The 11,181-nt window shown below is 68.1% G+C and carries 9 protein-coding genes and 1 pseudogene; 1 reads left to right on the top strand and 9 read right to left on the bottom strand.

The features are described 5' to 3' along the window. The 3 genes from FHS55_RS11055 to FHS55_RS11045 form a co-directional block, all read right to left on the bottom strand. Positions 1–681, bottom strand: a 681-nt coding sequence (locus FHS55_RS11055; RefSeq protein ID WP_183189775.1) for a hypothetical protein, incomplete at its 3' end; no start/stop codon positions are given. Between the two features lie 56 nt (positions 682–737). Continuing rightward, positions 738–1,988, bottom strand: a complete 1,251-nt coding sequence (locus FHS55_RS11050; RefSeq protein WP_183189774.1) for a tyrosine-type recombinase/integrase — start codon at positions 1,986–1,988, stop codon at positions 738–740. A 185-nt stretch (positions 1,989–2,173) separates the two neighbouring features. After that, on the bottom strand, positions 2,174–3,784 hold the full coding sequence (locus FHS55_RS11045; RefSeq protein ID WP_183189826.1) for a recombinase family protein: 1,611 nt from the start codon (positions 3,782–3,784) through the stop codon (positions 2,174–2,176). 116 nt (positions 3,785–3,900) lie between these two features. Between FHS55_RS11045 and FHS55_RS11040 the strand changes: the two are divergent. Next, a pseudogene (locus FHS55_RS11040) lies at positions 3,901–4,122 on the top strand (transposase); the annotation flags it as partial. A gap of 195 nt (positions 4,123–4,317) precedes the next feature. Here FHS55_RS11040 and FHS55_RS11035 read toward each other — a convergent pair. The 6 genes from FHS55_RS11035 to FHS55_RS11010 all read right to left on the bottom strand — a co-directional run bounded on the left by FHS55_RS11035 (position 4,318) and on the right by FHS55_RS11010 (position 11,099). After that, positions 4,318–5,085 carry an SDR family oxidoreductase gene (locus tag FHS55_RS11035; protein ID WP_183189773.1) on the bottom strand — a complete coding sequence of 256 codons (768 nt, stop codon included), beginning with the start codon at positions 5,083–5,085 and terminating at the stop codon, positions 4,318–4,320. Between the two features lie 38 nt (positions 5,086–5,123). Beyond that, positions 5,124–6,818, bottom strand: coding sequence for a dihydroxyacetone kinase family protein (locus tag FHS55_RS11030; protein WP_183189772.1), 1,695 nt, complete (start codon positions 6,816–6,818; stop codon positions 5,124–5,126). Between the two features lie 10 nt (positions 6,819–6,828). Then, positions 6,829–8,136 (bottom strand): FGGY-family carbohydrate kinase, encoded by a 1,308-nt coding sequence (locus FHS55_RS11025; protein ID WP_183189771.1) that lies wholly within the window; start codon positions 8,134–8,136, stop codon positions 6,829–6,831. Between the two features lie 36 nt (positions 8,137–8,172). Then, the gene (locus tag FHS55_RS11020) at positions 8,173–8,967 is read right to left on the bottom strand and encodes a Cgl0159 family (beta/alpha)8-fold protein (protein ID WP_183189770.1); all 795 of its coding nucleotides are present in this window, start codon (positions 8,965–8,967) and stop codon (positions 8,173–8,175) included. Positions 8,968–9,006: 39 nt separating this feature from the next. Next, complete coding sequence (locus FHS55_RS11015; protein ID WP_183189769.1) at positions 9,007–10,056, bottom strand: alcohol dehydrogenase catalytic domain-containing protein; 1,050 nt, start codon at positions 10,054–10,056, stop codon at positions 9,007–9,009. An 83-nt stretch (positions 10,057–10,139) separates the two neighbouring features. Beyond that, positions 10,140–11,099, bottom strand: a complete 960-nt coding sequence (locus FHS55_RS11010) for an ABC transporter permease (protein WP_183189768.1) — start codon at positions 11,097–11,099, stop codon at positions 10,140–10,142. Positions 11,100–11,181: the final 82 nt, after the last annotated feature.

Here is an 11,181-nt window from a genome sequence, read left to right as displayed (position 1 = left end):
ACGGCCGCCCCTCATCGTCACGAAACAGCTCACCCGCGTCAGGCAGGATCCTGGAACCGTTTGGCGGCTCACCGGTAAGATCCGGGCCAGGGTAGCCACTTCTGCCCGTATGTCACCCGGCATGTCTTGGTAGCGCAGAGAGCCGCCCATGGCGCGTTCGGGATCGGCGCGGACGAGGGACTTTGCTTCGGGGTTCAGAGGCGCCTCATAGGCAGCGAGGAGATCCGCCGCCGCGCGGCCGAGCTTGCTCATCCACGCCATCGTGCCAGCGACCGGCGGCGCCTCAGCCTCCATCTTCACCTGCGAGATGTACCGATTCACGATTTCGGTAATTGCTTCTTTCCATTCGGCAGCCCCGCGGGCCCACGCTTCCATCGTGAGATTCGACAGATCATGGGCATTTACATGCCGCCGATAGGCGTTCCTGGCCCGGCTCGCGCGTTGCTGGGCCTCTGCCAAGGCCGTCGGACCGTCGGCGTGCCTCTCGGCCTCAGCCGCCCTGATCGCGATCTCCGCCAAAAGGGCACAGCAGAAGGCAGGACAATACGCCTCACCGACCTTCAGCCACTGCGCCTCCGATAGTGCCCAGTCGCCGGGCTCTGTGCATCCGATCATGTGGCCGGGCGTGCGCTTACCACGCGCTTTCGGGCCACGGGCCGGCCTTGTCGCTCTTGTCTTCATGACCGTTTCCTCCAATGGCCAGACGGAACTCAGGACAGTCCGGGCGACCCAAGTCGTCAAACTGGCTCGTGGGCCGGCTGGAGCATTGGCGCTGTTACGTCGTTCGCCGGCTTCGGCTCGACATAGGCCGCCCATGTCTCCATGAGTTGCCGACGCTTGGTGAGCGCATCGCTGCGCCGGTACGCCTGCTCGGCCTTGTCGCCGATGACGTGGGAGAGCGCCGCCTCGGCGACCTCTCGGGCAAAGCCGGTCTCGTCGCCGGCGAAATCGCGGAACGCAGAGCGGAAGCCGTGCACCGTGACATCCGTTCCCATTCGGCGCAGCAACATGGTCATCGCCATGATGGAGAGCGGCTTGCCCGGCTTGTGGCCAGGAAACACCAGCGGATCGGTCTCGCCTTCTGAGAGCGGCTTGACGGCTTCAAGGATTTCGATCGCCCGGCTGGACAGCGGCACGCGGTGTACCCGGCCTGCCTTCATCCGCGTGGCTGGCACGCTCCACAGGCGATCGCCAAGGTGGACTTCGCTCCACCGCATGTCCCGCACCTCGCCGGAACGGGCGGCGGTCAGGATCAGGAACTCCAAAGCGAGCGCCGCTGTTGCCTGGCGGTCGCGCAGATCACGGATGAAGGTGGGCAACGCCTCATGCTGCATGGCCCGATGGTGCCCGCGCTGCAACTTCTGCTTCTTCGGCAACAGTTTGTCGAGATGGCCGCGCCAGCGAGCGGGATTGGCCTCATTCGGCGGGATATGGCCTGCCGCACGGGCCGCATCGATCACCGCTTCGATGCGGCCACGCAGGCGCGACGCCGTTTCGGCTTTCACAATCCAGATGGGTTTCAGCGCGCCAACGATGGCGTCGGTTCCGATCTCATTGACGGGAGTGGACCAGAACGGCTTGCAATAGGTGCGCAGGGTGGTGCCCCATTGCGCTCGGTGCTTGGCATTCCGCCAACCGTCCTGCATGGCTTCGATCAGGGCTTCCGCCGCCTCCCCGAAGGTCGGCGTGCGTTCGCGCCCACGGCGCGCCTCCTCGCGGGCGAGGATCGGATCGCGACCATCCCGCACGACCTGTTCAGCCTCGTCGCGTGCCTTGCGCGCTTCGGCAAGGGAGACGGTCGGATAGCCGCCCAGTCCCATCTCCCGCCGCTTGTCACGCCATTGGAACAGATACAGCCACCGGCGCCGATCGGCACTGCGGCCATCTCCATCGATGACGAGATACAAGCCACCGCCATCGGCGTGCCGGCGGGGTTCCAAAAGTGCCGCTGCACCTTTCGCGGTCAGCCGGTTGCGTGTGCGCGCCATGTTGCCCCCGTCCAGATCTCTCCGCCAGATGCACCTCAATCGCGATGCTCTGGCCCCACTATTGGCCCCACCTTAAGCGTGAGATTCTATCGGGCGTCTTGGGAGAATGACAGACAGATGATCGTCAAAAACCAATAAAAACAATATTCTCATGAGATGATAGGGGAGGAACAAGGAGCGTGATATTACGGACACCTCTTCCGCCATTTCGGTCCAAAACTGGGCACTGCGTTTACGCCATCACCCGATACCAGCGTCTGAAGCAGCCGGGATTTCGATCCCATGATCCGAACCTCGACCTCGGCAACCTCGACGCGCTGGGCGAGCGCGCGGAGATGGTCTCGGCGATAGCCGCCGCCCTCAAGCCGGATGCGCTGACGCGCGGCTTTGGCGAATTTGCTCAACATCTCCGGCGTAACGGCCTTGCTCCCGGCGTTCTGAAGCAAGGCCTGGGCCCGTTCGGCGTCAGCCTTGGCCTGATCCCGGATGACTTTGAGGCCGGCAATGCGGTCCTTCAGCACCGGGTCGTCCAGATCGGCGACGCCTGCCTCCATGGCATCGTAGAGCCGCCTGAGGCGGGCTTCCGATTCGGCTGCACGCCTGTTCAGCTCGGCGATGTGCTCGCGCTGGCGCTCGGATCGCTCCTGCCGCCGGTCGAGCACTGTGGCGAGAATCGTTTCCAGCCGCTCCGGCTGGAGCAGGCGTTCGTCCAGATGACTGGCGACAAGATCGTCCAGCTTTTCCATCGGCACCGCCATGCCGGTGCAGGCGGTCGGCACCTGCCGCGCCTTCATCGAGCAGGCGTAGTAACGGTAGCGTCCACCCTTGCCGGTGCGGATGGTCATGGCGCCGCCGCACTTGGCGCAACGGATCAGGCCGGTGAGCATGGTCGGGCCGCTGATCACGGCGGATGGCGTCACCTTGGGATGTCGCGCCTTCAGGAGCACCTGAACGGCGTCGAAGGTCTCCCGACTGATGATCGGCGGCACCGGCACGACAACGATCTCGCTGACTGGCTTCAGCTCCTTGGTCTTGGACCGCTTGTTGAACTCATGTTCGCCCATATAGGTGCGGCGGGTCAGGATGCGGTGAACCTGCCCGATGCCCCAGCACCCACCGTCGCGGGTGAAGATGCGGCGCGTGTTGAGGCACGAGACGATGTTCTTAACGCCCATCTGGCCGGTGGTGCCGTCGCCTTCCACCGCGAGTCGATAGATCAGCCGCACGGTGTCCGCGTGGAGAGGATCGATCTCCAGTTTCTTCTTCACCTTCGCGCCGCGCTGCTCGGCCTCGACCACGCGATAACCGATCGGCGGGCGGGCGCCATTCCAGAAGCCCTGCCGGGCATTCTCCTTCTGTGCGCGCAGCACGTGCTTGGCGTTCTCCTTGGACGGGTACTCGTCGAACAGCGCCATGATCTGGCGCATCATGACGTGCATCGGGTCGTCGCCCATCTCCTGGGTGATCGACACCAACCTCACGCCGTTTCGGGCCAGCTTCCTCACATAGAATTCCAGCTCGAAATGATCGCGGAAGAAGCGGTTGAACGAGTGGACGATCACCACGTCGAAGGGCGCGGGTTTTGACGTGCCCGCTTCGATCATCCGCTGGAATTCGGGCCGTCGGTCATTGGTCGCCGAGGCTCCCGCCTCGACATAGGTTTCGACCAGCTGATAGCCGCGCGCCTGGCAATAGGCTTCGCCCTGCCGGCGCTGGTCGGGAATCGAGACATCGTGCTCGGCTTGCCGGGCTGTGGAGACGCGCAGGTACAAAGCGGCACGCAGCGGAGCGGTCATGCCGGAGCCTCCGCTGCAGCATCCAGCCTGGAGGTTGATGTCTATGCCGTGTTGACAAAAAGGATGCCCGAATCGATCCCTGACTGATTCAAGGCTTCCTTTCAGAGGAGGCCGTTTTGGCTCGGGGCTATCTGCCGGATGAGGAGTGGGCGCTGGTTGGGGCATCGCTGCCGGCCGAGCGTGGTCGATGGTCTCGTCCGGACCTGGACAATCGCCGCTTTCTCAATGGAATGCTCTACGTGCTGCGGGTCGGCTGCGCCTGGCGCGACATGCACGAACGCTATGGCAAGCGGAACTCGGTCTATGTCCGTTTCAGCCGCTGCTCCGAACAAGGGGTCTGAGAGCTATCCCGGCTCTGCCGCTTCAGCAGCAGCCGGGATGACGACGCTCAGAAACGCTGTGCAAACAGGCTCTGATTTATGACCTGCCGAAAAAGTAGCAATTACGTTACGTCATAGTCATGCCGTGGCGGCGCGCTTTCAATTCGCCCGCCAACGGCCAACCGCCAACGGCGTTGCGGGCTTCTGCGCGGCCTACCAGCAGACGAAGCCGCCATCGACGATCAGGTCGATGCCGGTGACGAAAGACGATGCCTGCGACGCCAGGAACACGGCGGGCCCGATCATCTCGTCCGAGCTGGCAATGCGTTGCATCGGCGTGTCCTTGCGGAACACTTCCAGATGGTCGGCGACCTCGCTGCGGTCGTTCATCGGGGTGAAGGTGTAGCCGGGGCTGATGACGTTCACCCGGATCCCGCGATCCGACCATTCCATGGCAAGACTCTTGGTGAGCTGGATCACCGCCGCCTTCGACGAATTGTAGTGAACCTGGGTGATGCCGCGATTGACGATGGTGCCGGAAATGGAAGCGATGTTGATGATGGCCCCGCGCCGGCGCGGCAGCATCACCGCGCCTTCCGCCTGGCAGGAGAGGAAGACGCCGGTGGCGTTGACCGCGTACAGGGCATTCCACTGGTCGAGCGACAGCGTCTCGGCCGGCTCGGCATTGGCGACGCCGGCATTGTTCACCGCGATGTCGAGCGGGCCCAGCTCGCGCTCCACCGCGGCGATGGCGGCGTCGAGATCGGCCTTCCGGGTGACGTCGCCTTCGAGCACCAGCGCCCGCCGTCCCTTTGCGGTGATGGCCTGCGCCGTCTCGTCCAGCGCGGCGCGCTTGTGGGTGCGCCCGAAGCAGGCGACATCCGCGCCCGCCTCGGCGAGGCCTATGGCGATCGAGCGGCCAATGCCGGTCCCGGCGCCGGTGACAAAGGCGATCTGCCCGGTCAGGTCGAAAAGCCTCATCTCATCTCTCCTGTCGATGCTCTGCCGCGCGAGCGGTCCTATTCACCGGTGACGTCTGCCAGGGCGCGCAGCCACAGCGCCACCGCGACCGCGCCGCCATCTTCCACCCCGAGCGCCCGCTGGCCCAGATAGCTGGCCCGGCCGAGCCTCGGCACCATCTGCGCCGTCGCGGCCGCCCCCTGCTCGGCGGCGCTGGCGGCGCTGGCGAGGCTCTGCCCGAGAGTGCCGCCCCGCGCCGCGCTTTCGGCCATCGCCCGGGCGGCGGGAAACAGCGCGTCGAGCATAGTCCGGTCCCCTTCACCGCCGCCGCCCAGGTCAGCGACGGCCGCGACCGCGGCTGCAAAGGCTATCGCGGCCTCTTTCGGCGTGGCAGCCCCATCGCCCAGACGGCGGGCGGCGCGCAGCAGGCCGGTGGCGTAGAACGGGCCGGAACTGCCGCCGATGGCCCGGCGCATGGCGTTGCCGATGGCGGACAGAGCCGGTGCCGGCCCGCTCCAGGCGGCATCGGGCAGCGCGCGGATGGCGGCGGCGCCCCGGGCGAGGCTGGCGCCGAGATCGCCGTCTCCGGCTCGGGCGTCGAGTTCGGTCAGATGAGGCTCGGCCTCCTCAAGCGCGCGCGCGGCGGCGAGTACCGCCGCACGAAATTGCTGCATCGCCGGGGTCAGCGGCGCGTCGGGCGCTGTGCGCTCCGGGGAGAGGCGCGCCGGCAGAAGCGGCTGCGGGTTGAGCCGGCCGCTGCCGGGCCAGGCCGGCGCGGCGGTCGGCGCGTCCAGCAGCGCGAGGCGCTCGTCGTCCACCTTCATCAGCGAGAGCGAGCAGCCGCGCATGTCCAGCGCGGAAAGCAGCGTTCCCCGCCACGCCCGTTCGACGGCAACGCCGCGCGCGCGAAGCTGCCCCAGCGCGAGACCGGCGACGATGTCCAGTTCCATCGGCGGGGTTCCGCCGAGGCCATTGACCAGCAGCACGCAGCGTTCCCCGGCGCCGAGGCCGATATCCCCGATGATGGCGTCGAGCATGGTCGTCACCAGCGCGTCGGCGGGCTGCATCGGCCCGCGCCGCACGCCGGGCTCGCCATGGATGCCGAGCCCGAGTTCGATCTCGTCGTCGCCGAGCTGGAAGCCGGCCTTGCCCGCCGCCGGCACGATGCAGGGCTCAAGGCCGATCCCCATCGAGCCCACGTCTTGCGCCGCGGCGCGCGCCAGCCGGGCCACCGTTTCGAGCGGCAGGCCGGTTGCGGCCGCCGCGCCGGCCACCTTGTGCACCAGCACCGTCCCGGCGATGCCCCGGCGCCGCGCCTTGGGCACGGTCTCGTGCAGGGCGACATCGTCGGCGACAACAACGATCTCCACGGGCGTTCCCGCGCCACGGGCGATTTCGGCCGCGAGGCCGAAATTCAGCCGGTCGCCGGTGTAGTTCTTGACGATCAGAAGCGCCCCGGCCGGGCCGGCCACGGCCTCGATTCCCGCGAGCACGGCATCGGTGCTCGGCGAGGTGAACACGTCGCCCGCCACGGCGGCGGTGAGCATGCCGGTGCCGACATAGCCGGCATGGGCGGGCTCATGCCCGCTGCCGCCGCCGGACAGCACGGCGACGGGCCGGGTCTCCAACGGACGCAGGGGATGTTGCACCACCACGTTTTCGGCCGCGAGGCGCGCCTGCGCCGGGGCGAGCGCGACGGCACCGCCGAGCATATCGGGAACGACGGTGCGAGGATCGTTGATCAGCTTTTTCATCGGTGTGGGGTCACTCGGATGCAGGAGGCAGGAGGCAGGCGTCGGCCCACCCGGCTAGCGGCTTGACCGTGGCGAGGCGGGCGCGGGCATCGAAGCCGATGCGCAATCCCGCGCCATCGGCGGCCAGCAAGGCCGCGCCCAGAGCGGTCAATTCCGGCTCGTCGACGACGTGAAGAGGACAGCCGAATACGCTGGCGCGCAGCTCCATGAAGGCCCGCGAGCGTGACCACCCGCCCGTCGCATAGATCGGCCCGGCCGGAACGCCGAGAGCGTCCATCGCGCGGAACATGGTGCGGGCGGCGAGGCTCGCTTCTTCAAGCCGGTGGCGCAGGAACCCGCCAGCCAACGGCCCGCCCGTCAGCCGGGCGGCGGCAAGGGCGTCGTCCAGCGCGGCGCGCGTCGCCACGTCCGGCGCGATATGGGCGGCGAGTTCGAACACGCCGAGACAGGCAAGGCCGGGCCCCGCGATCACCGGCACCGACAGGGCGAGTGGGGGATGCAGTGCGGGAGCCCGCACAAGCCCCGTCTCGCCATAGACGACATTGGCCGTACCGAGCGAGTCGATCCGCGCCAGCGGATCGCTGCGCCGGATGGCGGCGGCGGCGACCGGGTGATCGTGCCCGCCCGCCACCAGCAGAGTCTTCGAGTCGGCCGCGCCACTGGCGCGCAGGGCGCCGCCGGCGACCGTGCCGATCACGGTGCCGGCGTCACACACCGGCGGCAGCAGCGGCGCGCCCGCCGCCGCCAGAAGTTCGCCCACCCATTCGCGTGCGAACACGTCATAGGCGGCGGTGCGCGCGGCGAGCGTCCGGCTCATGAACGGCGTGCCGCTCCAGCGTGTCGCCGGGTAGTCGGTCAGCGCCACCCAGTGCGTTGCGTCGGCCAGATGTTCCGGCGCATGCCGGCGCAGCCACAGCCATTTCGCCACGGTGCGGTCGGGGCCGATGGGAAGGCCGATGCGGGCGTCGGCAGCGGGATGGCGGGCGAGTTCCTCCGCCTCCCGTGCCGCCCGCGCGTCGAACCAGGGCAAGGCCGGGCCGGTGGGGCGCAACTGCGCATCGAGCCCGATCCCGTCCTCGCCGACGCCGGTGGCGGCGATGGCGCGCAGGGCGGGGCCGGCGCCGGTGGCCCGCCATGCCTCGATCACCAGTGCTTCCACCGTGGCGAGGAGAGCCTCGGCATCGGTGGCGACGCCCTCGCGGAAGGGGACGCGCGGCGTCGGTATCGCCCGGCTCCAGAGGCAGGCACCGGCCTCGTCCATCAGCACCACTTTGAGATTGGTGGTGCCGATGTCGATGCCGCACAGGCGTTCCATCATGGCGGATCTCCCGGGCCGGCGCCTGTCATCGGATCCTCACCAGCGCCGGGTGAAGCTGGTGCGGGTGATGCGCGCCATCTCGGCGATGACCTCGGCGGCCTCCTCCGGCGGACGCTGCCACACCTTGCGCCCGACCACCACGCCTTGCGCGCCGGCTTCAATGGCGTCCTTCACGTCCCGCAGTGTGGAGGCACTGTCGCCCGAGAGCGGGCCGCCGGCCACCACGACCGGGATGTCGAGTTCGGCGCAGAGCTTGGCGGTGGCATCCGGGCCGGGGAAGGTGATCTTGATGATGTCGGCGCCGAGATCATAGCCGACGCGCGCCACCTCAAGCTCCTTCTCGATGATCTCCGGCGAACGCGGCGTGTTGAGGAACACCGGCTCCACCATCACCGGGATGTGCCACTTGGAGGCTTCCGACACCACCGTGCCGATGCGCTGGCAGTAGTTGACCTTCTCCTCGTCGACCACGTTCCACGGCAGCAGCAGCTTGACGCAGTCGACGCCCATGCGCACCGCGTCCTCGACGCTGGCGACGAGGCAGCCGGTGCCGGTCGCGGGGGTGGAGGTGGGCCAGAAGGCGTCGATGGCCAGAATGCGGGACATGGCGGGCGCGCGGGCGAGTTCGACCTCGCTGGCCTTGACGATGCCGGTGCTGACCATGAAGCCGGTGATGTCCTCGGGGAGGAAGCGACGCATCACCTCGACCGGGGCTTCCAGCGCCGGCACCCGGCCCCAGACCAGGCCGTGGTCGATCGGTACCACGAGGGCGGCGCGGTCCTCGCGGAAGATTCGGTTCATGCGGTAGCTGGTGGAATAACGGTTGGCCACGTGGGTCTCCTGTTTCACGATGTGCGCAAAGGCGCGGGATCAGAGGAAAGCGAGCTGGGTCTTGATGCTGGTGCCGGCGGCCATCGCCTGTGCCGCCTCGGCGAACTGCCAGACCGGGAAGGTGTCGCCGATGAGCACGGAGGCACGGCCGGCGATGTCGTTCATGACGTCGACGGCGGCGGGGAATTTGTCGGCGAGCGAGTTCGAGCCGATGATGCGCAGCTCGCGCTCATAGACGCGGAAGGGGTTGATGCCGACGAGCGCCTCGGCGTCGTGGACGCCGACCTGCACGAGCACGCCGGTCTTCTCCACATGGTCGAGCGCCTGTTCCAGCGCGCGGCGCACACCGGCCGCCTCGAACACCACGTCGAAACAGGTCTCGCCGAGCGCCCCATCGGCCCCGAGGGCCGCGGGGTCGATGGTGTTCACCATGCCGGCGCGGGCGGCGATCTCACGCTTGCCGGGGGAGGGGTCGGCGATGGTGACGCGTGCAGCGCCGAACAGATCGCAGACGATGGCGATGAGCAGCCCCATGGTGCCGCCACCCATCACCAGCACGTCGCGGTCCTTGACGCCCTGCGAGGAATCGACCGCGTGCAGCACGCAGGCCAGCGGCTCGATCATCGCAGCGACATCCGCGCGTAACGTCGTGTTCAGCCGGAAGGTGTTGCGCGCCGGGGCGGCGACAAGTTCCGCCGCGGCGCCCGGGCGGGCGACGCCGATCGGGGAGAGATGCGGGCAGAGGTTCGGCCGCCCGGCGCGGCACCAGCGGCAGGTGCCGCAGGTGACGTTAGGGTCGACCGCCACGAAGTCACCTTCGCGCAGCCCGCGCACGGCGCTGCCGACCGCCACGATATGGCCGGAGAATTCGTGGCAGGGCGTGACCGGGTAGACTGAGCCGGGAAAGCCATGGTGCAGGATGTGCAGATCGGTACCGCAAAGGCCGCACACGGCGGGACGGATCAGCACCTCATCCTCGGCCGGCGTCGGCACGGGCACCTCGGCAATGAAGACGCGATGGTCCTGCGTGATGCGCACCGCCTTCATCTGGCCGCGGGCGGCACTATCGAAAAGCGAATCCAGGCTCATGATGCCCTCAGGGGTTATGATTCGGGGAGGCCGCACGGCGGCCGGCCGGCGCCATGGATCGGCGACTGAATCCGGCGCCGGTGTCAGCGACGGCGGCGGACGAGATCGATGAGGATGGCCAGCAGCACCACGGCGCCGACGATCACGCGCTGCCAGTAGCTGGAGATGTCGAGCAGTACGATTCCGTTGGCGAGCACGGCCATCAGCAGCGCGCCGGTGACGGTGCCGGTCACCGTGCCCTGGCCGCCCCGCAGGGAGACGCCGCCAATGATGGCCGCGGTGATCGAGGGCATCAGCCAGCCTTCGCCGACCGAGGGCTGCGCCGAGTCCATCCGGCTGGCGTAGAGAATGCCGGCCAGCGCCGCGAGGCTGCCGGAGAGGCCGAACACCATCATCTCCACCCGCTTGACCGGGATGCCCACCAGCACCGCCGCCTGACGGTTGCCGCCAATGGCGTAGATGTTGCGCCCAAAGGCGGTACGGTTCAGCACGAAGGCCAGCACCAGCGCGATGACGGCGAAGACGATCACCGGTACCGGAATGCCGAATGGCGCGCCGAGGCCGAACTGTTGGAAGCTGGTGCCGAGCGGGCGGATCGGCGAGCCGCCGGTGATGACTAGGGTCGTCCCCGCGAACATCTCCCACGCCGCCAGCGTGACGATGAACGGGTTCAGCCGGGCATACGCCACGAGCGCGCCATTGATGCTGCCGAGCAGGAAGCCGAACAGGCAGGTGAGCGGGATCACCAGCCAGGGGTCCACCCCCAGATGCACCAGCAGCAGCCCGCCGATGATCGCCGACAAGCCGGCTCCCGCGCCAACGGAAAGATCGATGCCGCCAATCAGCAGCACCAGGGTCTGGCCGAGCGCGATGATGCCGACGAAGGAGGCTTGCCGCAATACGACCGCCAGATTGTAGCTGGTGGCGAAGTTTTCCGTCGCCAGAGCCAGCAGCCCGCACATGATGGCGAGGGCGAGGATGATGCCGGCCGCCTCGAAGCGGCCGATCCGGCTTCTGAGCCTGTGAAGCGTGGTCTGGGGCATGGCGGCAAGCATTCCGTGTCGGGGAAGGTCGGGGCAGGTCCGTTCGGCGCCGGATAGCGTCGCGAGGGCCGGTCCGGCGGTC

Source organism: Ancylobacter tetraedralis (assembly GCF_014195655.1).
GTDB classification, from domain to species: domain Bacteria; phylum Pseudomonadota; class Alphaproteobacteria; order Rhizobiales; family Xanthobacteraceae; genus Ancylobacter; species Ancylobacter tetraedralis.
The sequence above is the reverse complement of the archived record's forward strand: the minus strand, read 5'-3'. Positions and strand labels throughout refer to the sequence as shown.

Coding starts and splice junctions, on each gene's coding strand:
- FHS55_RS11050 (WP_183189774.1), bottom strand. CDS start 1,988: ATGGCGCGCACACGCAACCGGCTGACCGCGAAAGGTGCAGCGGCACTT.
- FHS55_RS11045 (WP_183189826.1), bottom strand. CDS start 3,784: ATGACCGCTCCGCTGCGTGCCGCTTTGTACCTGCGCGTCTCCACAGCC.
- FHS55_RS11035 (WP_183189773.1), bottom strand. CDS start 5,085: ATGAGGCTTTTCGACCTGACCGGGCAGATCGCCTTTGTCACCGGCGCC.
- FHS55_RS11030 (WP_183189772.1), bottom strand. CDS start 6,818: ATGAAAAAGCTGATCAACGATCCTCGCACCGTCGTTCCCGATATGCTC.
- FHS55_RS11025 (WP_183189771.1), bottom strand. CDS start 8,136: ATGATGGAACGCCTGTGCGGCATCGACATCGGCACCACCAATCTCAAA.
- FHS55_RS11015 (WP_183189769.1), bottom strand. CDS start 10,056: ATGAGCCTGGATTCGCTTTTCGATAGTGCCGCCCGCGGCCAGATGAAG.
- FHS55_RS11010 (WP_183189768.1), bottom strand. CDS start 11,099: ATGCCCCAGACCACGCTTCACAGGCTCAGAAGCCGGATCGGCCGCTTC.